The organism is Streptomyces sp. UG1, from assembly GCF_049974585.1.
Taxonomy (GTDB): domain Bacteria; phylum Actinomycetota; class Actinomycetes; order Streptomycetales; family Streptomycetaceae; genus Streptomyces.
On sequence record NZ_JBNGGG010000003.1, the window covers coordinates 284,831 to 309,989 of the forward strand.

A 25,159-nucleotide genomic window follows, 5' to 3' on the forward strand; every position below is an offset into this window, starting at 1 on the left:
TGTGCTCGTGTGGGGTGGGGGTGGTTCGCGCCCTCGCAGAAGGGACCGCTGACGCCGATGCAGATCCGGCTGACCGTCGTAGACCCGCTGGCCCCGCCTGCCCCGGCGCGTGGCCGCGCCGCGAGCTGCGACGTGCTGGTCACGGCGCCCGCGGGCACGGCCCTGGCCGCGGTGGCGTCAGCGCTTGCCTCGGCCGTGTCCGGCGGCGACGGGCCCGTCGTGCTGTACGCGGGCGCGGAGCGCCTCGACGACCGGCGCACCACACTCGGCGAGCCCCCGCTGACGGACGGCGCGGTGCTGTCCCTGGGCGCCCCGGCGGCACCGGAGCCGCATCCCGAGCTGGACGACGCCCCGACCCAGCTCCATGTCGTCGCCGGCCCGGACGCGGGCGGCGTCCACCTCCTGCACGGCGGCGAGATCCGCATCGGCCGCTCCGCCGACGCCGACGTACCGCTCGACGACCCGGACGTCTCCCGGCTGCACTGCGCGGTCACGGTCGCCGCCGACGGCCGCGTCTCGGTCGCCGACCTCGGCTCCACCAACGGCACGACGCTGGACGGCACCCGTCTGACCACCCGCCCGGTGCGGTTCGCGCCGGGCGCGCTGCTGCGGATCGGCGAGTCGGCGCTGCGGCTGACTCCGGCCGGCGGGCCGGGGGCGCGGGTGCGGACGGAGCCGGACGGGGAGGGGCATGTGCGGGTTCCTGCCGGGGGCGACCCGGAGGCCGATGGTCCCGCGGCCCCTACGGCCCCCACGCCCCCCGCAGTGCCTCACGCACGCGTGCCGGACGGCGGCGGCGACACGGGGACGCTCCCCGAACACGGCCCGGTGGAGCCGCCCATCGTGCCGGTCCAGGGCGGGGCACCGCGGATCGAACGGGGTGGATCGCAGCAGCCGGCCCCCGCGGGCCCGCGCGGTGGTGACACCCACGGTGCGGGCTTCGGGGTGGGGGCCCTCAGTGAGGGGCACGGCGGGGGGACGGCCTCGCGCACGTCCGCCGGGGAGACGGCCTCACGTACGTCCGCCGGGGAGACGGCCTCCGGTACGACCCCTTCCACGGCCGCTTCTGCCTCTTCCTCCTCCTCTTCCACGGCTTCCACGGCCGCTGCTCCCCCGGCCCCCGAGGGCGAGGCGGTCGGCGGCAGCCGTAAGGGCACCCCGCTGCGGGGCACCGACGTCCCGCAGGGCGTGCGCAGGCGGGGCGGGCTCACGGCGTGGGCGCGGCGGCTGACCGGAGGGCGCGGGGAGCAGGTCTCGAGCCGGGCCGAGCCGTACGACGACGACTTGCCGGCCGAGCCCGCAGAGCGGCTTCCGACGGCGAACGGCCCCCGGCTGCCGGAGATCTGGCCGAACCCGGCGACCCTGCTGCTGACGGCCCTGGGCCCCGGACCCCGGCTGTGGGAGCGCGCACCGAGCCACCCGGAGGCGCTCACGGTACGGCTGGGCACGGCCGACCGGGTGGCGCCCGACGGCTCGGGGCTGCTGCCCGCCGTGCCGGTGACCGCGGATCTGCGGGAGGTCGGGGCGCTGGGCCTGGCCGGTCCGCGTGAACGGCTCGCCGGGCTGGCCCGCGCGGTGCTGGCCCAACTCGCCGCGCTGCACTCGCCCGACGCCCTGGAAATGGTCCTGCTCAGCGTGGACCGCGCCCGTCCGCTTCAGGAGCGCACCGCCGAATGGGCCTGGCTGGGCTGGCTCCCGCATGTCCGCCCCGGGCACGGCCAGGACTGCCGCCTGCTGCTGGCCTACGACCGCGAACAGGCGACGGCGCGTACGGAGGAGTTGCTGCGGCGTCTGGAGGACGTGGCCGCGGAGACAAGCACGCGCGGCGGGGGCCTCGGCGGCCCGGACGGCAGGGAGACGACACCGGCCGGACACGACATCCGAGAGACGACAACTCCCGCATCCGACGGCCGACTTCCCGCCCAGCGTGCCCTCCGGCGGCCCTCCTGGGCGCGGGACGACGAGTCCGGCGATGGCGCGGCCGGGTTCGCGGGGCCGTACACCGTGGTCGTCGTGGACGGCGATCCCGGGGGTGCCGATCTGCGGGAGGCCGTGGCGCGGCTGGCGTCGGAGGGGCCGCGGGCCGGGATACACGTCGTGTGCCTCGCCGAGACGGCTTCGGCGTCGCCCGCTTCGCCGGTGACGGAGACGTACGAGGCGGCGTGCACGGTGTCGCCGACGTTCCGGGAGTGCGGTGCGGTCGCCCTGCTGAGCGGCGATGTGGCCACGGCGCTGCGGCTGATGCGGGTGGCGCGGGGCGGGACGGCCGAACAGAGCGCCCCCGCAGCCGGCCGTGAGCGGGTGGACGACGGCACCGTCGGGGACCAGCGACGCGACGCCTCCGCCGCGCACGGCCCCGTAGGACACGGCACCGTCGCCGCCGTGGACGCCGTCTCGCTCGCCTGGGCCGAGCGGTTCGGGCGTGCCCTGGCACCGTTGCGCACGGAGCGCGGCGTCGGGGAGCGGGCCCTGCGCCTGTCCATGCCGTTGCCCCAGGCGGCCCGGCTGCTCGACGAGTTGGGGCTGGCGCGGGCCACACCGGCGTCGCTGATGGCGCGCTGGGCTGACGCGGGCGACGACCCGCAGGCCCTCGGCGGCCGGGCGTGCGCGGTGCTCGGGGCCGGGCCGCGCGGGCCGGTCGCCGCGGACCTCGGCGCGGACGGGCCGCATCTGCTGATCGAGGGCCCGCCCGGCAGCGGGCGTACGGAGCTGCTGCGGGCCGTCGTCGCGTCGCTCGCGGCGGCCGAGCGGCCGGACCGGCTGGGCGTCGTGCTGATAGACGGCCGGGACGGCGTCGGCGCGGGCGGCGCGCAGGGCGACGGGCTGCGGGTGTGCACCGACATACCGCATGTCACCACCCACCTGACCGCCAACGACCCGGTCCGCATGCGGGAGTTCGCCCAGTCGCTCAGCGCCGAGCTGAAGCGCCGGGCCGAGCTGCTGGGGCGGTCCGACTTCGCCGAGTGGCACACGGGGCGGGCACTGTCGGGCCGGATGGTCGCACAGCGCGCGGCGGCGGCCGGGGCCGGTGACGGGTCGGGGGATCTGGACACGCCGCCCAGCTCCACGCTGCGGTTGCGGGCGGGGGCGGGACGCCGGCGGACCGAGGCCGTGCCGCCGCTGCCCCGCCTGGTCGTGGTCGTGGACGATCTGGACGCCCTGGTCTCCCCCGCGCTGGGATCGACGGGCCGGCCCGCGGCGGGCTCGGTGATACGGGCGCTGGAGGCGGTGGCCCGGGAGGGCGAGCGGCTCGGGGTGCATCTGGTGGCCGCGGCGGGCGTCGGGGGCCGTACGGCGGAGTCGGAGCCGGCGCGGCGGGCGACGTTGCGGGTGACGCTGGACGCGGTGGCGGCCGGGCCGGACGAACCGGCGCCGGGGCGGGGGAGGCTGGCCCGGGCGGACGGCGGGGTCGTGCCGTTCCAGGGCGGGCGGGTCACCGGACGCATCCCGCGGACGGCGACGCTGCGGCCGACGGTCGTGCCGTTGGAGTGGCACCGGATGGGCGATCCTCCGGCCCGGCGTCAGGTGCGGGAGTTGGGGAACGGGCCGACGGATCTGGCGTTGCTGGCCAGTGCGGTGGAGCGGGCGGCGAGGCAGGTCTCGGCGACCGAGGTGCCCTCGCTGCTGTAGCGCGGGGGACAAGATCAGCCCGTCCGGCGATTGAGGACGAGGCCGTTCAGGCCGATAGCGGGGGTCTGGGGGCGGCAGCCCCCAGCGACGTTCACACCAACGCAGGGCACCTGGTCACGAGGCGGTCACGATGTCCCGCTTGACAGCGGACGCGCTCTTGCCGACCCCCAGGCCGAGGCGTAGACCAGATCGCACGGGACAGCGCTCGAACGTTCGACGAGGCACGAAGAACGGGGCAGTGATGCGCAGCACGAGCAGCAAGAACCGGACAAGCAGGGCCGCCAGGACCGCGGCAGTCGTCTTCGCGGGTGCCCTCGCCCTCTCGCTCACCGCCTGCGGTGGCGACGACGGCGGCGACGGCAACGAACAGGGCGGATCCGGCAAGGAGACCGCCGGCACCGTCACCCTTCCCAAGCTCGACGGCGAGACCCTCGAGGTCGCCGCCGTATGGACCGGTGCCGAGCAGGAGAACTTCAAGAAGGTCCTCGCGGAGTTCGAGAAGCGCACCGGAGCCACGGTCACCTTCGTGCCGGCCCAGGACCCGATCATCAACTTCCTCGGCTCGAAGGTCGCGGGCGGCCAGCCGCCGGACATCGCGATGCTTCCGCAGCCCGGCGCCATCAAGCAGGCCGTCGACAAGAAGTGGGCCAAGCCGATCGGCGCCGACGCGGTGAAGGAGCTTCAGGAGAACTACTCGCAGGGCTGGCAGGACATCGGCAAGGTCGGGGGCAAGCAGTACGGCGTCTACTACAAGGCCGCCAACAAGTCCCTGATCTGGTACAACAACGCGGTCTTCGAGAACGCGGGGGCCAGCGAGCCCAAGACGTGGGACGAGTTGCTCACCACCGCCCAGACGGTCTACGACTCCGGCGTCACGCCGTTCTCGGTGGGCGGCGCCGAGGGCTGGACCCTCACGGACTGGTTCGAGAACATCTATCTCTCCCAGGCCGGCCCTGAGAAGTACGACCAGTTGGCGCGGCACGAGATCAAGTGGACCGACCCGTCCGTGAAGGACGCGCTCACCACGCTCGCCCAGGTGTGGGGCAAGAAGGACTATGTGGCGGGCGGTCCGACAGGCGCGCTGCAGGTGGACTTCCCGACCTCCGTCACCCAGACCTTCACCGGCGGCGACCAGCCGAAGGCCGCCATGGTCTACGAGGGCGACTTCGCGCAGGTCAACATCACACAGGCGAAGGCGGAGGTGGGTACGGACGCGAAGGTGTTCCCGTTCCCGGCCGTGGGTGACACCGCGCCCGTGGTCTCCGGTGGCGACGCGGCCGTGATCCTTCAGGACTCCAAGGCGGCGCAGGCCCTGGCCACCTGGCTGGCCTCCCCGGACGCGGCGACGATCCAGGCGAAGCTCGGCGGCTACCTCTCGCCGAACAAGAACGTGGACAACTCGGCGTATCCGAACGCGGTGCAGCAGAAGATCGCCAAGGCGCTCATCGACTCCGGCGACGACTTCCGCTTCGACATGTCCGACCAGGCCCCGCAGGCCTTCGGCGGCACGCCCGGCAAGGGCGAGTGGAAGGCGCTGCAGGACTTCCTGAAGAACCCGTCGGACGTCGCGGGCACCCAGCGGACGCTGGAGGCCGACGCGGCCGCGGCATACGGAAACTGACGCCATGGCGTCCGCGGAAGCGGCAGGGGGCACCGCGCCCCCTGCCGCACCCAAGTCGCGCAAGAGCGTGACCGGCACCCGCAGGACCGTGGCGGTGCTCTTCCTGCTGCCCGCCCTGGTGCTGCTCGGCGCGCTCGTGGTGTACCCGATCGGGTACTCGGTGATCCGCAGCTTCTACGACCAGTCCGGCGGCTCCTTCGCCGGTTTCGACAACTACGAGGCCCTGTTCACGGACGACGGCATCCGCACCGCCCTGAAGAACAACGTCGTCTGGGTGGTGTTCGCGCCGACGGTCGCCACCGCGCTCGGTCTGATCTTCGCGGTGCTGACCGAACGGGTGCGCTGGGGCACGGCGTTCAAGCTGGTCGTCTTCATGCCGATGGCGATCTCGATGCTGGCGGCGGGCATCATCTTTAGGCTCGTCTACGACCAGGACCCGGACAAGGGCGTCGCGAACGCGGTGTGGGTGGGCGTCCACGACACCTTCGCGCAGGCGTCCGCGTTCCCCAAGGCCCACCCGGGCCGGGAGTCGCCCCTCCAGGCGGCACCGGGCGGCGGTTTCATCACCAGGGCCACGGTCAGCGCCGGCACCCCGGTCACCCTGCCCCTGGTCGGCGTCGCCCCCGACCAGATGCCGGACGGCGCCGAGAAGGCCGCAGAGCCGAAGGCCGAGCCGGGCAAGGTCACCGGCACCACCTGGCAGGACTTCACCCGGGGCAAGGGCGTCGGCACGCTCGGCGGGGTCGACGCCTCCGAGCTGGGCTATGCCGGGATGAAGATCGAGGCCGTCAAGGACGGCGAGGTCGTGGCCTCGACGAAGGCCGCCGACGACGGCACCTTCACCCTGCCGGCCGCCGCCGACGGGGCCCAGCTCCGGCTCCCGGCGGACAACTTCAAGGAGCCGTACAACGGCCTGGACTGGCTCGGCCCGTCCCTGGTCACGCCGGCCATCATCGGGTCGTACATCTGGATGTGGGCCGGGTTCGCGATGGTGCTGATAGCGGCCGGGCTCGCCGGCATCCCGCGCGATCTGCTGGAGGCGGCCCGGGTCGACGGCGCCAATGAGTGGCAGGTGTTCAGAAGGGTCACGGTGCCCCTCCTGGCGCCCGTCCTCGCGGTCGTCACCGTCACCCTGATGATCAATGTGCTGAAGATCTTCGACCTGGTCTTCATCATCGCCCCGGGCTCATCGCAGGACGACGCGAACGTCCTGGCGCTCGAGCTGTACCGCAAGGGCTTCTCCGAGGACCAGCCGGGCATCGCCAGCGCGATCTCGGTGTTCCTGCTGCTGCTCGTGATCCCGGTGATGTGGTTCAACGTTCGTCGGCTCAGGCGGGAGGTGCGGCGATGAGTGCGGACGCCGGCAGGGTCACCGAGGCGGCGCCCGCGCCGGTCACCGTCGTCAAGGGCGAGCAGACCCTCGGCGGCCGGCTCGCCTCCTTCGTCAGCGGCGGTCTTGTGCGGGTGTTCCTCATCGTCGTCGGCCTGTTCTGGCTGGTGCCGACGATCGGTCTGCTGCTGTCCTCGCTGCGGCCGCCGGAGGAGATGACCGCGAGCGGCTGGTGGGAGGTCTTCAGCAAACCGTCCCAACTCACCTTCGAGAGCTACGACAAGCTCCTCGGCAACAGCGACATCACGAACTCGATCCTCAACACCGTACTGATCACGGTCCCGGCGACGGTCCTCGTCGTCGTCATCGGCTCGCTCGCGGGATACGCGTTCGCGTGGATGGAGTTCCCGGGCCGCGACTGGTGGTTCCTGGGCGTGGTCGGCCTGTTGGTGGTTCCGGTGCAGGTGGCGCTGATCCCGATCGCCGAACTGTTCGGCAACATCGGCATCTTCGGCTCCCTGACCGGCGTGATCCTCTTCCACGTCGGCTTCGGGCTGCCGTTCGCGGTGTTCCTGCTGCGGAACTTCTTCGCCGAGATCCCGAGGGAACTGCTGGAGGCGGCCCGGCTGGACGGCGCCGGTGAACTGCGGCTGTTCTTCCGTGTCGTGATGCCGCTGGGCGGTCCGGCGATCGCCGCGCTCGGCATCTTCCAGTTCCTGTGGGTGTGGAACGACATGCTGGTCGCGCTGATCTTCACGGACGCCGACAGCCAGCCGATCACGGTCGCGCTGCAGACCCAGGTACGCCAGTTCGGCAACAACATCGACATCCTGGCGCCCGGCGCGTTCATCTCCATGGTGATCCCGCTGGTCGTGTTCTTCGCGTTCCAGCGGCAGTTCGTGTCCGGCGTGATGGCGGGCGCGGTCAAGTAGGCGGGGGCGCACCACGCTTGAGGGGGTGGGCCGTCATCGGTTCGCCCCCTTGGCGTCCACTTACGGTCCCTCGTATGCCGTAGGTCCCGTAACCAAGTCACTCCATTGGCCGTTCCCGGGCCGAACGCCCGTACCGATCGATGGATGCCCCTTGCCCAGGTTCAGTGTCATTGTCCCCGTGTACCAGGTGCAGGCGTATCTGCACGAGTGCCTGGAATCGGTGCTCAGCCAGTCGTACCCCGATCTCGAACTGATCGCCGTCGACGACGGTTCACCGGACGCGTGCGGGGCGATCGTCGACGAGTTCGCGGCCCGCGACCCGCGCGTGCACGCGGTGCACCTCGCCGAGAACCAGGGCCTGGGAGCCGCCCGCAACACGGGCATCGCGCGGGCCACCGGCGACTATCTGATCTTCCTGGACAGCGACGACAGCCTGACCCCGGGCGCCCTGCACGCCATCGCCGACCGGCTGAAGGAGACCGGCGACCCGGACGTCCTGGTCTACGACTACGCGCGCACCCACTGGACCGGCGAGACGGTCCGCAACCAGGCCGCCGCCCGGCTCACCGAAAAGGGCCCGGCGCCCTTCCGCCTCACGGACCGCCCGGGGCTGCTGCGGATGCTGATGGTCGCCTGGAACAAGGCCTGCCGGCGCGGCTTCGTCGAGGAGAGGGGCTTCGCCTTCCCGTCCGGCTACTACGAGGACACGCCCTGGACGTACCCGGTTCTGATGACGGCGGAGTCGATCGCGACCCTGGACCGGGTGTGCGTGCACTACCGGCAGCGGCGCCGGGGCGGCATCCTCGGCACGGTCAGCCCGCGCCACTTCGACGTCTTCGAGCAGTACGACCGTGTCTTCGCCTACGTCGACCGCCACCCCGAACTCGCCCGCTGGCGCCCGCTGCTGTTCCGCCGGATGGTCGACCATCTGCTCGTGGTGTTCGCCCGCCGCGACCGCCTCCCGCGCCGCAGCCGCACCGCGTTCCTGCGCACGGCCCGCACGTACTACCGCCGCTACCGCACCCCCGGCGTCCCCGTCCCGGTGCGCGCCCGTCTGCACTGCACGCTGATCCGCCTGGGCCTGCACCGCACCTACCGCGCCCTGCGGCGCACGGCGGCCCTGCTGCGCCGTACCGCCAAGGCCGCCGACCGCCTGCTGAAGTCCCTGCGCTCGGCCGCGCTGCGGCTGCACTACCGCGTCCAGCGCAGGCTGCCCGTGCGGGCCGACCGCGCCGTCTTCGGCGCGCACGGCGTCCGCGGCCAGGGCTGCGCCCCGGGCGCCCTGGAGCAGGCGTTCCGCACCCACGCCCCGCACATCCGCACGGCCTGGATCGCCGACGCCGGTCAGCAGGACACCGTCCGGCCCGGCACCCGTCGGCTGCGCCCCGGCACGGCCGCCTACTGGACGGCCCTGGCCCGCTCCAAGTACCTCGTGCACAACGCCGGCCTCGACCGCCGCCTGGTCAAGCGCCGGGGCCAGGTCGTCGTGCAGACCCAACGGGGCACCCCGCTCAAGCACATGGGCCTGGACCTGTGCGAACGCCCGGCGGCCGGCGGCGACATGGACGTCGACGACGTCCTCGACGACATCGACAAGTGGGACTACGTCGTGTCCGCCAACCGCCACTCCACCCTGGCCTGGGAGCGGGTGTACCCGGGCGAGTACACGACCCTCGAGTACGGCAGCCCGCGCAACGACGTCTTCCAGCGGGCCACTTCGGCGGACGTGACCCGGATCCGCGAGCAGCTCGGCGTCCCCGAGGGCTCGGTCGTGATCCTCTACGCCCCCACCCACCGCGACTACCGTCGCACCCAGCGCTGCGCTCTCGACCTGCATCGCGTCCTGCGCCGCCTGGGCCCGTGCTACGTCATCCTGGCCCGCGCCCACCACCGCCACGGCGGCCCGCTCGTCGACGCCCCGTCCGGCCGGGTCATCGACGTCAGCGACCACCCGAGCGTCGAGTCGCTGTGCCTCGCCTCGGACGCCCTGGTCACCGACTACTCGTCGATCATGTTCGACTACGCCAATCTGGACCGGCCGATCGTCATCCACGCCGACGACTGGGAGGCGTACGAGGCGGCCCGTGGCACCTACTTCGACCTGCGGTCCTTTCCGCCGGGCGCGGTCGCGCGCGGGGAGGACGAGCTGATCGACATCTTCGCCACCGGTCACTGGCGAGGCTCGCGCTCCGCCCAGCTCAGGGCGGCGTTCCGCGAGCGGTTCTGCCCGCACGACGACGGGCGGGCCGCCGAGCGGGTGGTACGCCGGGTGGTGCTGGGCGAGACGGGCACCCCGCCGGTCGTACCGCTCGACCGACGCCACCCCGTGCCGTCACCGACCGCGTGACGCTCCTGACACTCCATGGGCCGACTCACTCGATGTGATGACGTGAGGCAATGCCGTTGACCCGTTCGGGAACATACGGCAAATGCCCCAGGCCAACGCGAATCCCTCCGCACGAGCGGCGGTCGCCGGCACCGTCGCCCGGAGGGACGTACGCGGTGCGAGCGCCCTGCACGGTGGTCGCGGCCCGCGTCCGACGCCGTACATGGTCTTCGGCTTCCTGTTCTTCCTGGTGATGCTGCTGGCGTACTGGGCCGTGCCGCCGTGCTGCGACGCGGGCCAGCACGCGGCGGTGGTGGAGCGGCTGAAGGCGGATCTGCTCCACCCGGGCCATCCGACGGCGGACCTGCCGGGCGCGGGCAGCCCGTACTACTCGCCGTACGCGGTCGCGCAGGGCGTGTTCGCGCGGCTGACCGGGCTGGGCGGCTGGGAGGTGGTGCGGCCGGCCGGGGCGTTGCATCTGCTGGTGCTGCTGACCGGCGTCGGCCGCTTCGTGCGGGTGCTGACGCCGAGGCCGTGGGCGCCGGTGCTGGCGCTGGGGGCGATGACGCTGCTGTGGGGCACCGAGCGGGCCGGGTGGAGCGGGTATCCGAGCCTGATGTCGATGACGGGGAACCTCGGCTACCCGTCGGCGTTCGCGGTCGGGCTCACCTTCTGGGCCTGGGCGTGGACGGGGGCACGGGCCCGGGGGCAGGGGCAGGTCCGGTACGTCGGGCCGAGCGGGCTGCCGGGGTGCGCCGGGTACGCGGGTCTCGGCGCGCTGTACGGGCTGATCCTGCTGATCCATCCGATCACGGCGGCGGCCGCGGCGCTGGGGGCGGTGGCGTTCATCGCCGGGTGGCAGCGGGGGTGGGGCGCCGCCGTGGTGGTGCGCTGGGGGGTGACGGCGGGGGCCGCGGTGCTGGTCGCCTGGGCCTGGCCGTACTTCGACGTGTTCACGCTGGCCGGGGACCGCGGCGCGGACCGGCTGCACCAGCGGCTGTACGAGGGTCTGCCCGGGCAGTTCTGGCTGGCGCTGCTCGGGCTGCCAGCGCTGTGGCTGCGTTGGCGGCGCGACTCCCGGCGGGATCCACTGGTGCTGCTGTTCACGCTCGACTGCCTGCTCGTGGCGTACGGCTGGGTCAGCGGCCACTACACCTACGGCAGGATCCTCGGGCTCACCCTGGTGGCGCCGCAGTTCGCGCTGGCCGTGGAGCTGGCGGCGCCCCGGCCGTGGGGCAGGGCGCGGCGGGCGCTGGGCGGGGCCGCGGCGGCCGGGGCCTGTGTCGGGTTCCTCACCGTGCAGGGCGGGGCGGTGCTGCCGCGCGCGCTGGATCCGGTCGGGCTGCAACAGCCGTCGCGCTGGCCGTCGTACGCCTGGGTGGCGCGGCAGGTCGGGAAGGGCGAGGTGGTGATCTCCGACGGGCACCACGGCCCGCGCTCCCTCCCCGGGTACGGGCTCAACCTCGCCGCGCCGGTCTGGCCCGACCCCGCCCTCGAGGAGCGGGAGCGGGAGCGCCGGCTCGCCGCTGTCCGCGCCTACCTCGCCCCGTCGTCGACCCGCGCCGAGCGCACGGCCGTCGCCCGGCGCTACCACGCGCGCTGGCTGCTGCTGACGCGGTGGAAGCGGGTGCCGGAGGAGGCGGTGGTGGTGGCGTGGAGCCGGGAGACGGGGGAGGTGCTGGCGCGGATCGGGTGACAGTCCCTACGCGGTTACTCGATGACGAGCTCGACCGGGATGTTGCCGCGGGTGGCGTTGGAGTAGGGGCAGACCTGGTGGGCCTGCTCGACCAGCTTGCGGCCGGTCGCCTCGTCCAGCGTGTCGGGCAGCTCGACGCGCAGGGTGACGGCCAGGGCGAAGCCCTCGCCCTGCTTGCCTATGCCGACCTCGGCGGTGACGGCGGCGTCGGAGACGTCGACCTTGGCCTGGCGGCCGACGAGGCCGAGGGCGCTGCCGAAGCAGGCGGCGTATCCGGCGGCGAAGAGCTGCTCGGGGTTGGTGCCCTGCCCGTTGCCGCCCATCTCCACCGGGATGCTCAGCGGGAGGTCGATCTTGCCGTCGTTGGAGACGGCACGGCCCTCACGGCCGTGGGTGGCGGTGGCGACGGCGGTGTAGAGCGCGTCCATGGATAACCATCCCTCTCGTCACGTTCCGGCGGCTCTGTTGGCGGCCGCCGCACGACCACAAGTAGAGCACACAATTCAATTGCACACAACTAAGTGGCGAACAGGGGTTACCCTGGAACCATGACGACCACGCCCACGGCGGACTGGCTCCGCCTCGACCAGCAGATCTGCTTCTCCCTGAACGCCGCCTCCCGCGCCTTCGGCGGCGTCTACCGCGTGGTCCTGAAGGACCTGGGGCTCACCTACCCGCAGTACCTGGTGATGCTGGTGCTGTGGGAGCACGGCGACCTGCCCGTGAAGAAGCTCGGCGAGCATCTGCGCCTGGACTCCGGCACCCTGTCGCCCCTGCTCAAGCGGCTGGAGGCAGCCGGTCTGGTACGCCGCGAGCGCAGCGCCCGCGACGAGCGCTCCGTGGAGGTGCGGCTGACGGACGAGGGCACCGCGCTGCGCGAGCGGGCCCTGCAGGTGCCGCGCCGGATCGCCGCGGCGACGGGCTTCGACGTGGACGAGATCCGCGAGCTGCGGGCACGGCTGGACCAGCTCACCGCGGCACTGGACGCGGCGGCGCTGGAGGAGTCGTAGGGGCGGCAGTCAGGCTCCATCGCCTGCTTCACTGTCACTGGCACCGGCGCTTGCACTGGTGCAGACCACGGAAACCACGGGCTCATCGAAGAGGGGGCGGCCCACATGACCTGGCTGATCACCGGCGGCGCCGGTTACATCGGAGCGCACGTCGTACGGGCGATGACGGAGGCGGGCGAGGACGCGGTGGTCTACGACGACCTGTCCACCGGCATCGCCGAGCGCGTGCCGGACGGCGTCCCGCTGGTCGTGGGCTCGACGCTGGACGGCGACCGGGTGGCCCGCGCCCTCGCGGACCACGGCATCACCGGCGTGGTCCACCTGGCGGCGAAGAAGCAGGTCGGCGAGTCGGTCGACCTCCCCCTGCACTACTACCGGGAGAACGTCGAGGGCCTGCGCGTCCTCCTGGCGGCCGTGACGGCGGCGGAGGTGGGGTCCTTCGTCTTCTCCTCCTCGGCGGCGGTGTACGGCATGCCCCACGTCGACCTGGTGACCGAGGAGACGCCGTGCGCGCCGATGTCGCCGTACGGCGAGACCAAGCTGGCCGGCGAATGGATGGTCCGGGCGACGGGCCGCGCGACGGGCCTGTCCACGGCATGCCTGCGCTACTTCAACGTGGCCGGCGCGGCCACCCCCGAACTCGCCGACGTAGAGGTCTTCAACCTCATCCCGATGGTCTTCGAGAAGCTGACGCAGAACGCGCCCCCGCGCATCTTCGGCGACGACTACCCGACCCCCGACGGCACCTGCGTCCGCGACTACATCCACGTCGTCGACCTGGCGGAGGCCCATGTGACGGCGGCCCGCGCCCTCCAGAGCTCGCCCGGCCTCGACCTCACGCTCAACATCGGCCGCGGGGAAGGCGTCTCGGTGCGCGAGATGATCGACCAGATCAACGCCGTCACCGGCTACGACCGCCCCCCGACCGTCACCCCCCGCCGCCCCGGCGACCCGGCCCGCGTCGTCGCCTCGGCCGACCGCATCGCCACCGAACTGGGCTGGAAGGCGCGGTACGGGGTGGACGACATGATCACGTCGGCCTGGGCGGGCTGGGTGCGAATGCATCCGGAGGCGGCGCGGAGCTGAGCTGAGCTGAGCCGACGTTGCCGGGCTTTGGCGAAGGGGTGCTGCGGGCACGGGCCGTGGCCGGGCCGGCCCGGCCTCTGACCGCCCAGCCCGGCCACCCGCCACCCACGACCGGCGTCCACTCCCGGATCCCCCGCACCTCGACACCGGGCGTACGGCGGTAGTACGGGGCGTCGTCGAGGTGCGCCTTCACGATCGAGACCCCGGCCCCCGAACTCCTCGCCCTGCGCGCCCCACCGTGAGCCTGCTCAGAGCGCCTTGAGGGCGTGCGCGGTCGCGCGGGCCAGGGCGTCCAGATAGCCCTTGGGCACCTTGGGGCTGCGGATCACCACGGAACGCCAGTACAGCGGGCCCGAGATCAAGTCGAGCGCCAGTTCCTCGTCGATGCCCGCACGCACCTCGCCGCGCTTCTCCGCGGCCATCACGATGCCGCTGGCGACGCTCGCCTGCCCGTCCCGCAGCGCCTTCTGCACGGCCTCGGCGATCTCGGGGCTGCGGGCCGCTTCGGCCTGGAGGTCCGGGAGGATCTGCGAGGCCAGGGGGTGGCGCAGGGCGCGCGCGGTCACCTCGTACAGCAGCCGCAGGTCGCCCTCCAGGGAGCCGGCGTCCGGGACGGGCAGCCCCATCACCGCCACCGCCGACACCACGTCCAGCACCAGGTGCAGCTTGGAACGCCAGCGCCGGTACACCGCGGTCTTGCCGACGCCCGCCCGGCGTGCGATGCCCTCGATGGACATGCGCGCGTAGCCGACGGAGGCGAGTTCCTCGAAGACGGCCGCGCGAATGGCCTCCGTCACGTCCTCCCGGAGCACGGCGGCCCCTGCGGGAGTCCGGCGCCGCGGCGGCGTCTGGGGCTGATCGGCGTTGGTCGTCATACGGACCAGCATAGGGCGTTACGACGAAACGGTTGCGTTCCGACGTCCACTCGACTTACGCTCACGTTGCGACGATACGGTCCCGTCCCGACGTAAGAAAACGTGAAGAGAAGCGTAAGGACCCCGGCTCGTCCGGCCCTGCCCAACCCCTTCGGCTCCTCCGGTGCCCACCCCCCAACCCCCCTCCCGAGCGAAAGCAGCGGATGTGACCCAGGCCCTCCACACACCGCCCCAGACGGCCCCCGCCCCACCCGAGGCCCACGACCTCGCGGCCCTCGCCGCCCGGCACGGCCTCGCGGTCAGCGGTGCCCGGCCCTCCCTGCCCGAGTACATCCGCCAGTTGTGGGCGCGCCGCCACTTCATCGGCGCCTTCGCCACCGCCAAGCTCACCGCCCAGTACAGCCAGGCGAAGCTCGGCCAGGTCTGGCAGGTGCTGACGCCGTTGCTGAACGCGGCGGTGTACTACTTCATCTTCGGCAAGCTGATGGGCACCAGCCGCGGCGTGCCGGACTACATCCCGTTCCTGGTGACGGGGGTGTTCGTGTGGACGTTCACCCAGAGCTCGATCATGGCGGGCACCCGCGCGATCTCCGGCAACCTCGGCCTCGTACGGGCCCTGCACTTCCCGCGTGCCGCGCTGCCGATCTCCTTCGCGCTGCAGCAGCTCCAGCAACTGCTGTTCTCGATGGCGGCCCTGGTCGTGATCCTGCTCTGCTTCGGCATCCCGGTCTCCGCCTCCTGGCTGCTGGCGGTCCCGGCGCTGGTGCTGCAGTTCGCCTTCAACGCGGGCATCGCGATGATCATGGCCCGGATGGGCGCCAAGACCCCGGACATCGCCCAGCTCATGCCGTTCGTGCTGCGCACCTGGATGTACGCGTCGGGCGTGATGTTCAGCATCAGCCACATGCTGAGCGACAAGGACCTGCCGTCCTGGGTGATCACGGCCCTGCAGGCCAACCCGGCCGCCGTCTACATCGACCTGATGCGCTTCGCGCTGATCGACAGCTTCCACGCGAGCCAGCTCCCGCCGCACGTGTGGGCCATCGCCACGGGCTGGGCCCTGCTGGCCGGCGCCGGCGGCTTCATCTACTTCTGGAAGGCTGAGGAGACGTACGGCCGTGGCTGACAACACCCGCGAGAAGACCCCCACCGTCATCGCCGACGCCGTCGACATCGTCTACCGCGTCAACGGCACGGGCGCCGGCCGCGGCTCCGCCACCGCCGCCCTCAACCGCATCCTGCGCCGCAGGCGGGCCGAGCAGGCGGCGGGCGTGCGCAAGGTGCACGCCGTCAAGAAGGTCTCCTTCGTGGCGTACAAGGGCGAGGCGATCGGTCTCATCGGCACCAACGGCTCCGGCAAGTCGACGCTGCTCAAAGCCGTCGCGGGCCTGCTCCCGGTGGAGAACGGCCACATCTACACCGACGGCCAGCCCTCCCTGCTCGGCGTCAACGCGGCCCTGATGAACGACCTCACCGGCGAGCGCAACGTCCACCTCGGCGGCCTCGCCATGGGTATGTCCCGTGAGCAGATCAAGGACCGCTACCAGGAGATCGTCGACTTCTCCGGCATCAACGAGAAGGGCGACTTCATCACCCTCCCCATGCGCACCTACTCCTCCGGCATGGCGGCCCGCCTGCGCTTCTCCATCGCCGCCGCCAAGGACCACGACGTCCTGCTCATCGACGAGGCCCTGGCGACGGGCGACCGTGCCTTCCAGAAGCGCTCCGAGGACCGCATCCGCGAGCTGCGCAAGGAAGCCGGCACCGTGTTCCTGGTCAGCCACAACAACAAGTCCATCCGCGACACCTGCGAACGCGTCCTGTGGCTGGAGCGCGGCGAGCTGCGCATGGACGGCCCGACGGACGAGGTCCTCAAGGAATACGAGGCGTTCACCGGCGACAAGACGCCCAAGCCGAAGCCGAAGGCCGCGCCGGTTCCTTCGTAAGGCGGCGGTCCCCCATACGCGTACGTATGGGGGACCGCCGCCTTACGGCGTCACACCGCTCACGTGTGTGTCCGCAGCAGCGTTCGCATCGTGCGCATCGCCACCGACAGGTTGGCCAGGTCGAAGGAGTCCGAGGAGCGGATCTCCTCCAGGGTGGTGCGCGCCCGGCCGAGGATCGCGCCGTTCTTCTGCTCCCACACCTTGAAGCGCTGCTCGGGCGTCGCGGTGCCGTTGCCGGCCGCCAGGATGTCCGAGGTCAGGGCCGCGTGGGCGGCGTAGAGGTCCTCGCGGATGGAGGCGCGGGCCATGGACTGCCAGCGGTCGGCGCGCGGCAGCTCGATGATGCGGTCCATGAGCTGGGTGATGTGCAGCCGGTCGGCGAGGTCGTAGTAGACCTCGGCGACGTCCATCGGGTCCTTGCCCATGCGATCGGCCACCGAGACGATGTCGAGCGTCGGGAAGGCGGCGGAGAACCCGGCGACCCGCGTGGCGAGTTCGACGGGGACGCCGGCGGCGGTCAGCTCGTCGTGGATCTGCTGGTACCAGTCCAGGTCCGCGCCGCGCAGCAGCTTCGGCAGCTCGGACCACACCTGCTCGACCCGGTCGCTGAAGAAGTCGACCGTGTCGGCGAGTTCGAGCGGCTGCTGCCGGTTGTTGAGCAGCCAGCGCGTGCCGCGCTCCACGAGACGGCGCGAATGCAGCCGGATCCGCGTCTGCACGGCGGCCTCGACCTTGTTGTCGAGCCCCTCGACCGCGTCCCACACCTCCGCCGAGCGGAAGATCGCGCGGGCCACGGTCTGCGCCCGGACGATCTCCTCGAGGGAGGCCCCGGTCTCCTCGCGCAGCCGGTGCAGATACGTCGTACCGCCCGTGTTGACCGTGTCGTTGACCAGCACGGTCGTGGTGATCTCCCGGCGCAGAGGGTGGCTGACGAGGTACTCCGGGAACCGCTCGCGCAGCGCGGTCGGGAAGTACGCGTGCAGCAGCGTGCTCAGATAGGGGTCGTCCGGCAGCGTGGTGTGCAGCAGCTCGTCGGCGACCGTGATCTTCGTGTACGCCAGCAGCACGGCCGTCTCCGGGCCGGTCAGGCCGTGGTCGGCGCCGAGGCGTTCGCGGATCTGGCGGTCGGTGGGCAGGAACTCCAGCGCCCGGTCCAGGTGCCCCTCCCCGACCAGGTGCTTCATGAAGCGCTGCTGGGCGTGGAGCATGGCGCCGGACTGGGCCAGGGCGTTGGCGATCGCCGTGTTCTGCGCGTAGTTGTTGCGCAGCACCAGGCGGCCGACCTCGTCGGTCATCTCGGCGAGCAGCTTGTTGCGCTGCTTGACGGTCATGTCGCCGTCGGCGACCAGCCCGTTGAGCAGGATCTTGATGTTCACCTCGTGGTCGGAGGTGTCCACGCCCGCGCTGTTGTCGATGGCATCGGTGTTGATCTTGCCGCCGTGCCGCGCGAACTCGATCCGCCCGAGCTGGGTCAGACCCAGGTTGCCGCCCTCGCCCACGGCCTTGACCCGCAGATCGGCGCCGTCGACGCGGATGGCGTCGTTGGCCTTGTCGCCGACGTCGGCGTGCGACTCGGTGCTGGCCTTGACGTACGTACCGATGCCGCCGTTCCACAGCAGGTCCACCGGCGCCTTCAGGATCGCCTTCATCAGCTCGGCCGGGGTCATCTTGGAGACCTTGCCCTCGATGCCCAGGGCCTCGCGGATGTGCGCGTTGACCGGGATGGCCTTCGCGCTGCGCGGGAAGACGCCGCCGCCGGCCGAGAGCAGGGTGGTGTCGTAGTCCTCCCAGCTCGAGCGGGGCAGCTCGAAGACGCGGCGGCGCTCGGCGTAGGAGGTCGCCGCGTCGGGGTTGGGGTCGATGAAGATGTGCCGGTGGTCGAAGGCGGCGACCAGGCGGATGTGCTCGCTGAGCAGCATGCCGTTGCCGAACACGTCACCGGACATGTCGCCGATGCCGACGACCGTGAAGTCCTCGCTCTGCGTGTCCACGCCCAGCTCGCGGAAGTGCCGCTTGACGGACTCCCAGGCGCCGCGCGCGGTGATGCCCATGCCCTTGTGGTCGTAGCCGGCCGAGCCGCCGGAGGCGAAGGCGTCGCCAAGCCAGAAGTTGTACGACTGCGCCACCTCGTTGGCGATGTCCGAGAACGTCGCCGTGCCCTTGTCGGCGGCGACCACCAGATAGGTGTCGTCCTCGTCGTGCCGTACGACGTCCGGCGGCGGCACGACGTCACCGGCGACCATGTTGTCGGTGATGTCGAGCAGCGCCGAGATGAAGGTCCGGTAACTGCGGATGCCCTCCGCCAGCCACGCGTCCCGGTCCACGGACGGATCCGGCAGTTGCTTGGCGACGAAGCCGCCCTTGGCGCCGACCGGCACGATGACGGTGTTCTTCACCATCTGCGCCTTGACCAGGCCGAGGATCTCGGTGCGGAAGTCCTCACGCCGGTCGGACCAGCGCAAGCCCCCGCGCGCGACCTTGCCGAAGCGCAGGTGCACGCCCTCGACGCGCGGCGAGTAGACCCAGATCTCGTACGCCGGACGCGGCGCCGGCAGGTCCGGGATGGCCTGCGGGTCGAACTTCATGGAGACGTAGTCGTGCGGCTGGCCGCCGTTCGCCTCCTGGAAGAAGTTCGTGCGCAGCGTCGCCTTGATCACGGTGAGGAAGGACCTGAGGATCCGGTCCTCGTCCAGGCTCGCCACCTGGTCGAGCGCCGCGTCGACCTCTTCGAGCAGCGCGTCCACGATCTCGCGGCCCGCGCGCTGGCGGTCCGGCGACATCCGCGCCTCGAACAGGGAGACGAGCAGACGCGTGGTGTGGACGTTGTTTCGGAGGGTGTCCTCCATGTAGTCCTGGCTGAAGGTGGAACCGGCCTGGCGCAGGTACTTCGCGTACGCCCGCAGCACCGTCGCCTGCCGCCAGGTGAGCCCGGCGCCCAGCACGAGGGCGTTGAAGCCGTCGTTCTCGGCCTTGCCGGTCCAGGTGGCGGCGAAGGCCTCCGAGAACCGCTCGCGCGCGTCGTCGCCGAGGTACTCACCGGCGCCGGCCGACGGGGCCATGCGCAGGCCGAAGTCGTAGATCCAGGCGACGCTGCGGTCGGCGCAGCGCAGTTCGTACGGCCGCTCGTCGACGACCTCGACGCCGAGCCGGCTGAGGACCGGCAGTACGGCGGACAGGGAGACGGCCGCGCCCTTGCGGTAGATCTTGAAGCGGCGCTCCTCGGGGGCGGCGCCGACCGGCTCGTACAGGCTCAGCGAGAAGTCGTTCTCCTCAGTGAGCTGTTCGATGTGGACCAGGTCGGAGACTGCGGAGCGCGGGGTGTGGTCGGCCTTGTAGCCCTCGGGGAAGGCGCCCGAGTAGCGGCGCAGCAGCTCGGCGGCGCGCTCCTCGCCGAGTTCGGCGTTCAGCGCGTCGGCGAAGCCGTCGGCCCAGGAGCGGGCGGCCTCGACGAGCCGGGCCTCGATGCGCTCCTTGTCGCTGTCGCTGAGCTGCGGCAGCTCGGTGCCCTGCGGGACGCGGACGACGAAATGCAGCCGGGACAGGATCGACTCGGTGTTCCAGGCGGTGAAGTCGACGCTGATGCCGTCGAGCTCCTCCTTCAGGATGTCGATGATCCGCAGCCGCACGCCGGTGGTGTAGCGGTCGCGCGGGAGGTAGACGAGGGCGGAGTAGTAGCGGCCGTACTCGTCCTGGCGGAGGTAGAGGCGCAGCCTGCGCCGTTCCTGGAGGTAGAGGACGGAGGTGGAGATCCGCTGGAGCTCGGGGACCGGGGTCTGGAAGAGCTCGTCGCGCGGGTAGGTCTCCAGGATCTGCAGCAGGTCGCGCCCGTCGTGGCTGTTGGGCGAGAACCCGGCGGCCTGGAGCACCTCGTCCACCTTGCGTCGGATGACGGGCACCCGCCGGACGGACTCGGTGTAGGCGGCGGAGGAGAACAGCCCCAGGAAGCGCCGCTCGCCGACGACCTCGCCGTTCTCGTCGAACTTCTTCACCCCGACGTAGTCGAGGTACGACGGCCGGTGCACGGTCGCCCGGCTGTTGGCCTTGGTGAGGACGAGGAGCTTGTGCTCGCGGGCCTTGGCCCGGGCGTCGCGCGGCAGCCGCTCGAAGGACGGGCTGACGGGGTGGTTCTCGTCCTCGGCGTGGTGCGGGTCGGAGCGCAGGATGCCCAGGCCGGTGCCCGGCACGGCGGCCAGCGAGTCGTCATCGCGCAGCTCGTACTCGCGGAAGCCGAGGAAGGTGAAGTGGTCGTCGGCCAGCCAGCGCAGCAGCTCCCGGGCCTCCTCGATCTCCTGCTCACGCAGGTCGGAGGTGGGCTCGGCGGGCAGCTCGTCGGCCATGCGCAGGGCCGCGTCCCGCATCTTGCTCCAGTCCTCGACGGCCTCGCGGACGTCGGACAGGACGCGCAGCAGCTCGGCGGTGATCTGCTTCAGGTCGCCGCGGTCGGTCTCGCGGTCGAACTCGACGTGGATCCAGGACTCGGTGTGGGTGTCGTGCGACTGCTCGCCGGTCGGCGGCGCGGGGAGCATCTCGATGAGCTTGCCGGTGACGTCGCGGCGGACGAAGACCTGGGGGTGGATGACCACATGGATCCCCCGCCCCTGCCGGGTCAGCTCGTTGGTGACGGAATCGACCAGGAAGGGCATGTCGTCGGTGACGACCTCGACGACGGAATGGCTGCACGTCCAGCCGTTCTCTTCCACGGTGGGCGTGTGAACCCGCACGTTGGCCGTGCCCTGGGGGCGGTTCTCGGCCAGACGGTAGTGCGAGAAGGCGGCTCCGAAGATGTCGACCGGGTCGCGGTCGCTGAGGTCCTCCGGGGCGGTGTGCAGGTAGTAGCGCTGGAGGAACGAGAGCACGGTGTCGTGGTCCGGGGTGCCGGGGCTGCTCTCGTCCGTGGTCCCAGTCGGTAGATACCCCCCGACCGGGCTGTTCTCAGCTACCCGGGCGGCCCTCTCGAGCAACTCGGCCTTGGCTTCGTCCAGCTTGGTCTGCATTGTCCTCTGGCTCCTGTCGCGCGCCGTTGCGTGACGTTGAAGGAAGTACGGTGTCGTCCCCTCCGGCGTAACGCCGCGACGCGGGGTGTCCGGTCTGCTTCGACGCTATGCCGCGAGGTGGGATGAGCGGGGTTATATGAGCCAATCTTGAGCTGCCCGCAGGGTGTGACGCTGCTCTCTGCGATGCCCGGGCCCAGGGTGCGCATGGCTTCCCGGGAGCCCTTCCGGCCCCCTCCCGCCCGCGAGGACCAGCGACCGCCGCCCGGTCACGGATGTGTTCCGTGCTGCCCGGGCGCAGGGCAGGGGCACCGATGCCCCCGCGAACTATCGCGCTGATCACGCCACTAAGGCTATCGCTCCTTACAGGCCCCCCGTCATGAGCCGTATGTGTACAAAACCGGGGGGAGAACTTTGACGTTCTGCACAGGGGCAAAGGGCTCGGGGAGGGCGTAACTCGCGTAACTGGCGGAGTGGGGTGTGGAGAGGGAGGGTGAGGTGTGGAGCCGAGGTGCACACCCACACCGGAAACAGAGGCCGAAGGCGGGCCATGGAAGGCAACCCGTGTCCGAAAACAGGCCATCGCCGGCCGGCCTGCGCAGCACCCCGCACGGCCTCTTGGCAATCCCCCCGCCCCGAGGCACGTTGCCAGTAGGCCAGCCCGACGGAGCCGCTCACCACGGCCCACAAGAGGAGCGCACCCGACATGACAACGAAGATCCTCATCGTCACCGGCGACGCCGCGGAGTCCCTGGAGGTCCTCTACCCCTACCAGCGCCTCCGCGAAGAGGGCTACGACGTCCACATCGCGGCCCCCACCCGCAAGAAGCTCCAGTTCGTCGTCCACGACTTCGAACCCGGCTTCGACACCTACACCGAGAAGCCCGGCTACACCTGGCCCGCCGACCTCGCCTTCTCCGAGGTCGACCCCGGCGCCTACGTCGCCATCGTCATCCCCGGCGGCCGCGCTCCCGAGTACCTCCGCAACGACCCCGAGCTGCGCAAGATCCTCAAGTCGTTCTTCGACTCCGACAAGCCCGTCGCCCAGATCTGCCACGGCCCCCTGATCACCGCCGCCACCGACGGCCTGCGCGGCCGCCGCGTCACGGCGTACCCCGCCCTGGAGCTGGACATGCAGGCAGCCGGCGCCACCTTCCAGGACGCCGAGGCGGTGGTCGACGGCACCCTGGTCTCGTCCCGCGCCTGGCCGGACCACTCGGCGTGGATGAGGGAGTTCCTGACCGTCCTGCGCGCCAAGGCCCCGGTGACCTGACAACGGCGAACCAGACGGCGCGGCGTACACGGCGCCGCGCCGAGCCGCCTCCGCTCGGGCCGCCGACCCCTGCGCTTCGCGTCGAGGCCACCGACCGCTCCGCCTGCGCTCAGGCCGCCGCTCAGGCCGCAGAGCGCTCCGCCCCGCTAAGGCCGCCGACCACTATGCCCTCGCTCAGGCCGCCAGCCGCTCCGCCTCCGCGACCGCATCCCCCAGCGTGTCCACCACCGGCACGCCCACCTCCTCCAGGCTCGCCCGGCTGTGCGACCCCCCGGTGTAGAGCACGGCCCGCGCCCCCACGTGCAACGCCGCCACCGCGTCATCGGCGGCGTCCCCGATCACCACCGTGCGGGCCGGATCCACGCTCGCCAGTGCCTCGATGTGCCGCACCATGTGCTCGGTCTTGCTGCCCCCGGACGGCCCGGTCCGCCCCTCGACGCGTATGAAGTGGTCCTCGATCCCGAACCCCCGCACCAGCGGCACGAGTTCGTCATGCCCGTACATGCTGAGGATCGACTGACTGCGCCCCGCCGACCGCCACCGCACGAGCAGCTCCGCCACACCGTCGGTCAGCCCGCACCCCACCCGGTGCTCGGTGTAGTACCGATGGAAGGTCTCGTCCATGACGACCCACTCGGCATCCGTCGGCAGCCGCCCCAGCAACCGCTCGTAGAACTTCGGCACCGGCACGCAGTACAGCGCCCGGTACTGCTCCATCGTGATCGGCTCGAGCCCGAGCTCGGCGAACGCCGCGTTCGTCGCCCCGATGATCGCGTCATTGTCGTGGAACAGCGTCCCGTTCCAGTCCCAGACAATGTGCGCCCCTAGCTGCTTCCCCATGCCAAAAACCGTACCCGCCACCACTGACAATCAAGAGAACAGCAGGTCACAGCCGGTCACAGCGAGTAGGGAAGGCGCGGCGCCGCGACTCAGTCCCCCAGCCCCACCAGGTTCGGGATCTCCTGCGTGGCGTACCACAGCAGCTCATGGTCCTCGGCCCCGTCCACGACGAACTGCGCGTCGTCGTCCCCGCCGTCCGCCGCCTCCAGCGCCGCCGCGGCCGCCGCCACATCCGCCTCCGCGTCCCCCGCGTCGACATGCACGGCCGCCGCCTTGCCCAGCGCCACGCCCCCGGCGATCCGCACCTCGCCCAGCGCCGAGGGATCCAGCCCCCGGTCGGGGTCGGCGACGGCCGCCCCGTCCGGCACATCGGCGGCGACCACGACCCGCCGCCGCACGGCGCCCGCGTCCGCCGCGAGCAGCCGCAGCGAGGCCAGCGCGGCCCGGTTCAGCGCCGCGTACTCCAACTCCTCGATGTCGTCGGAGAGGTACCACTCGCGCAACGCGGGCGTGACGGCGTACGCGACGAGCGGCCCGGCCCCCAGCTCGCCCGTCTTGTACGCCTCGGCGAGACCGGGGAGGGTCAGGGGGACGTAGACGCGCATGGCTGACCGCTTTCGTGTTCGTAAGGCTCCGCAAGAACTCTCAGAGGGCGCTCCCGCGCCTCCCGGAGGGCCTTCAGGATACGTGCGGGTGTCCCCTTTCGAGTCCCCACCACCATCTCCCGCGGCGTCCACTCCGATCCACGAACTCACCCGGTGCACCCTTGCCATCACGGCCTCCCGCGCCCGCCGATCACCCGGATAAGTGAAGATTCCGGCCGCCCCGTCCGGGCCTTCGCTTCCTTGCCGCCGGCCCTCACGACCCCGTACAAGATCACCAACCACGAAGTTACTGCCCGGTATCCCCGGGCCCGCCGAACGGGGACCCCATGCACAAGGTCATGACCAGGACACAGCACCGCCCCAGCACCCGCCCACCGTCCCGCCGCGACTCCCGCCGCCCCGCCGGGGCCCCGCCCCGCACACCGAGCGGCGGCCCATCCCGTACGACGTCCCCGGGAGGCCGCCCACCAGGCTCCCCGCACACGACGGGCACCCGCGCCCGCACAGGCCCCGCCGACACCCGTCCACCGGCCGCTCCGGCCTCGCCCCGGACGCCGCGCAGCCTGCCCGCCCCGGCAGCCGAACCCACCCCGCGCAAGCCCAGGCCCGCCGTCCCACGCCCCACCGACGTCTTCGCCGACCGCCTCCTGCTGGTCCTCAGCGGCCAGCGCCCCGTGCACTCGATGCTCCGCCACACCGCGGGCCGCGCCTACGACGAACTCGCCTGGCTCGCCGAACGCGGCCCGCTGCGCACCCGCGGCACCCGCCCCGTCGTCCGCGACATCGGCTACTTCGAGCCCCGCCCGGGCGCCCTCGAGGTCTTCGCCCGCATCGGCGCCGGCGATCAGTTGCGCGCCATGGCATTCCGCCTGGAACAGGGCGGCGACCTCCGCTGGCGCTGCACGGCAGTGGAACTGGGCGGCCCTCGCAGGCCACACACATACGACGACTGACAGCTTCCCCGAGCCACTCAAGAGCGAAGGGCCGGGTCCCCGCGA

17 protein-coding genes are annotated in these 25,159 nt (G+C 71.8%); 12 read left to right on the forward strand and 5 right to left on the reverse strand.

The features are described from left to right. Positions 1-57 precede the first annotated feature (57 nt). The 6 genes from ACP4J3_RS05215 (at position 58) to ACP4J3_RS05240 (ending at position 11,535) form a co-directional block, all read left to right on the forward strand. Positions 58-3,630 carry an FHA domain-containing protein gene (locus ACP4J3_RS05215; RefSeq protein ID WP_426530847.1) on the forward strand — a complete coding sequence of 1,191 codons (3,573 nt, stop codon included), beginning with the start codon at positions 58-60 and terminating at the stop codon, positions 3,628-3,630. Positions 3,631-3,871: 241 nt separating this feature from the next. Beyond that, positions 3,872-5,251, forward strand: coding sequence for an ABC transporter substrate-binding protein (locus tag ACP4J3_RS05220; protein WP_426530849.1), 1,380 nt, complete (start codon positions 3,872-3,874; stop codon positions 5,249-5,251). A gap of 4 nt (positions 5,252-5,255) precedes the next feature. Next, entirely contained in the window at positions 5,256-6,602 is a 1,347-nt protein-coding gene (locus tag ACP4J3_RS05225) for a carbohydrate ABC transporter permease (RefSeq protein ID WP_426530851.1), read from the forward strand. Continuing rightward, the gene (locus ACP4J3_RS05230; RefSeq protein ID WP_426530853.1) at positions 6,599-7,513 is read left to right on the forward strand and encodes a carbohydrate ABC transporter permease; all 915 of its coding nucleotides are present in this window, start codon (positions 6,599-6,601) and stop codon (positions 7,511-7,513) included. The genes ACP4J3_RS05225 and ACP4J3_RS05230 overlap by 4 nt, the downstream gene beginning before the upstream one ends. Positions 7,514-7,664: 151 nt before the next feature. Further along, complete coding sequence (locus ACP4J3_RS05235; RefSeq protein ID WP_426530855.1) at positions 7,665-9,860, forward strand: bifunctional glycosyltransferase/CDP-glycerol:glycerophosphate glycerophosphotransferase; 2,196 nt, start codon at positions 7,665-7,667, stop codon at positions 9,858-9,860. An 82-nt stretch (positions 9,861-9,942) separates the two neighbouring features. Further along, on the forward strand, positions 9,943-11,535 hold the full coding sequence (locus tag ACP4J3_RS05240) for a hypothetical protein (protein WP_426530857.1): 1,593 nt from the start codon (positions 9,943-9,945) through the stop codon (positions 11,533-11,535). Between the two features lie 14 nt (positions 11,536-11,549). Here ACP4J3_RS05240 and ACP4J3_RS05245 read toward each other — a convergent pair whose 3' ends face one another. Next, positions 11,550-11,963, reverse strand: coding sequence for an organic hydroperoxide resistance protein (locus tag ACP4J3_RS05245; protein WP_194045431.1), 414 nt, complete (start codon positions 11,961-11,963; stop codon positions 11,550-11,552). Positions 11,964-12,083: 120 nt separating this feature from the next. Between ACP4J3_RS05245 and ACP4J3_RS05250 the strand changes: the two genes are divergently transcribed. Next, positions 12,084-12,545, forward strand: a complete 462-nt coding sequence (locus ACP4J3_RS05250; RefSeq protein ID WP_426530859.1) for a MarR family winged helix-turn-helix transcriptional regulator — start codon at positions 12,084-12,086, stop codon at positions 12,543-12,545. Positions 12,546-12,650: 105 nt separating this feature from the next. After that, positions 12,651-13,631, forward strand: coding sequence for a UDP-glucose 4-epimerase GalE (gene galE / locus ACP4J3_RS05255; RefSeq protein WP_426530861.1), 981 nt, complete (start codon positions 12,651-12,653; stop codon positions 13,629-13,631). A 248-nt stretch (positions 13,632-13,879) separates the two neighbouring features. On the opposite strand, the gene ACP4J3_RS05260 is transcribed toward galE, so the two are convergent. Beyond that, positions 13,880-14,518: a TetR/AcrR family transcriptional regulator gene (locus ACP4J3_RS05260; RefSeq protein ID WP_426530863.1), complete on the reverse strand. Its 639-nt coding sequence runs from the start codon at positions 14,516-14,518 to the stop codon at positions 13,880-13,882. A 193-nt stretch (positions 14,519-14,711) separates the two neighbouring features. On the opposite strand from ACP4J3_RS05260, the gene ACP4J3_RS05265 reads away from it, so the two are divergent. Then, positions 14,712-15,632, forward strand: a complete 921-nt coding sequence (locus tag ACP4J3_RS05265; protein WP_426530865.1) for an ABC transporter permease — start codon at positions 14,712-14,714, stop codon at positions 15,630-15,632. After that, positions 15,625-16,452 carry an ABC transporter ATP-binding protein gene (locus tag ACP4J3_RS05270; protein WP_426530867.1) on the forward strand — a complete coding sequence of 276 codons (828 nt, stop codon included), beginning with the start codon at positions 15,625-15,627 and terminating at the stop codon, positions 16,450-16,452. Before ACP4J3_RS05265 ends, ACP4J3_RS05270 begins: the two co-directional genes overlap by 8 nt. A gap of 59 nt (positions 16,453-16,511) precedes the next feature. On the opposite strand, the gene ACP4J3_RS05275 is transcribed toward ACP4J3_RS05270, so the two are convergent. Beyond that, positions 16,512-21,446 (reverse strand): NAD-glutamate dehydrogenase, encoded by a 4,935-nt coding sequence (locus ACP4J3_RS05275; protein ID WP_426530869.1) that lies wholly within the window; start codon positions 21,444-21,446, stop codon positions 16,512-16,514. A 703-nt stretch (positions 21,447-22,149) separates the two neighbouring features. Here ACP4J3_RS05275 and ACP4J3_RS05280 point away from each other — a divergent pair. Then, positions 22,150-22,716 carry a DJ-1/PfpI family protein gene (locus ACP4J3_RS05280; protein WP_426530871.1) on the forward strand — a complete coding sequence of 189 codons (567 nt, stop codon included), beginning with the start codon at positions 22,150-22,152 and terminating at the stop codon, positions 22,714-22,716. Positions 22,717-22,890: 174 nt separating this feature from the next. Here ACP4J3_RS05280 and ACP4J3_RS05285 read toward each other — a convergent pair whose 3' ends face one another. Both ACP4J3_RS05285 and ACP4J3_RS05290 read right to left on the reverse strand, forming a co-directional pair. Beyond that, positions 22,891-23,556 (reverse strand): HAD family hydrolase, encoded by a 666-nt coding sequence (locus ACP4J3_RS05285; protein WP_426530873.1) that lies wholly within the window; start codon positions 23,554-23,556, stop codon positions 22,891-22,893. An 89-nt stretch (positions 23,557-23,645) separates the two neighbouring features. Continuing rightward, on the reverse strand, positions 23,646-24,161 hold the full coding sequence (locus tag ACP4J3_RS05290) for a DUF6912 family protein (RefSeq protein WP_426530875.1): 516 nt from the start codon (positions 24,159-24,161) through the stop codon (positions 23,646-23,648). A 326-nt stretch (positions 24,162-24,487) separates the two neighbouring features. Here ACP4J3_RS05290 and ACP4J3_RS05295 point away from each other — a divergent pair, with 326 nt between their 5' ends. After that, a complete protein-coding gene (locus ACP4J3_RS05295) occupies positions 24,488-25,114 on the forward strand; it encodes an Rv3235 family protein (protein ID WP_426530877.1) in 627 nt (208 codons plus the stop codon). Positions 25,115-25,159: the final 45 nt, after the last annotated feature.

What these genes read in the sequence shown, in the direction of transcription:
- ACP4J3_RS05230 (WP_426530853.1), top strand. Translation starts at nt 6,599, where the DNA reads ATGAGTGCGGACGCCGGCAGGGTCACCGAGGCGGCGCCCGCGCCGGTC.
- galE (WP_426530861.1), top strand. Translation starts at nt 12,651, where the DNA reads ATGACCTGGCTGATCACCGGCGGCGCCGGTTACATCGGAGCGCACGTC.
- ACP4J3_RS05245 (WP_194045431.1), bottom strand. Translation starts at nt 11,963, where the DNA reads ATGGACGCGCTCTACACCGCCGTCGCCACCGCCACCCACGGCCGTGAG.
- ACP4J3_RS05225 (WP_426530851.1), top strand. Translation starts at nt 5,256, where the DNA reads ATGGCGTCCGCGGAAGCGGCAGGGGGCACCGCGCCCCCTGCCGCACCC.
- ACP4J3_RS05240 (WP_426530857.1), top strand. Translation starts at nt 9,943, where the DNA reads ATGCCCCAGGCCAACGCGAATCCCTCCGCACGAGCGGCGGTCGCCGGC.
- ACP4J3_RS05290 (WP_426530875.1), bottom strand. Translation starts at nt 24,161, where the DNA reads ATGCGCGTCTACGTCCCCCTGACCCTCCCCGGTCTCGCCGAGGCGTAC.
- ACP4J3_RS05250 (WP_426530859.1), top strand. Translation starts at nt 12,084, where the DNA reads ATGACGACCACGCCCACGGCGGACTGGCTCCGCCTCGACCAGCAGATC.
- ACP4J3_RS05220 (WP_426530849.1), top strand. Translation starts at nt 3,872, where the DNA reads ATGCGCAGCACGAGCAGCAAGAACCGGACAAGCAGGGCCGCCAGGACC.
- ACP4J3_RS05215 (WP_426530847.1), top strand. Translation starts at nt 58, where the DNA reads ATGCAGATCCGGCTGACCGTCGTAGACCCGCTGGCCCCGCCTGCCCCG.
- ACP4J3_RS05275 (WP_426530869.1), bottom strand. Translation starts at nt 21,446, where the DNA reads ATGCAGACCAAGCTGGACGAAGCCAAGGCCGAGTTGCTCGAGAGGGCC.
- ACP4J3_RS05285 (WP_426530873.1), bottom strand. Translation starts at nt 23,556, where the DNA reads ATGGGGAAGCAGCTAGGGGCGCACATTGTCTGGGACTGGAACGGGACG.
- ACP4J3_RS05260 (WP_426530863.1), bottom strand. Translation starts at nt 14,518, where the DNA reads ATGCTGGTCCGTATGACGACCAACGCCGATCAGCCCCAGACGCCGCCG.
- ACP4J3_RS05280 (WP_426530871.1), top strand. Translation starts at nt 22,150, where the DNA reads ATGACAACGAAGATCCTCATCGTCACCGGCGACGCCGCGGAGTCCCTG.
- ACP4J3_RS05295 (WP_426530877.1), top strand. Translation starts at nt 24,488, where the DNA reads ATGCACAAGGTCATGACCAGGACACAGCACCGCCCCAGCACCCGCCCA.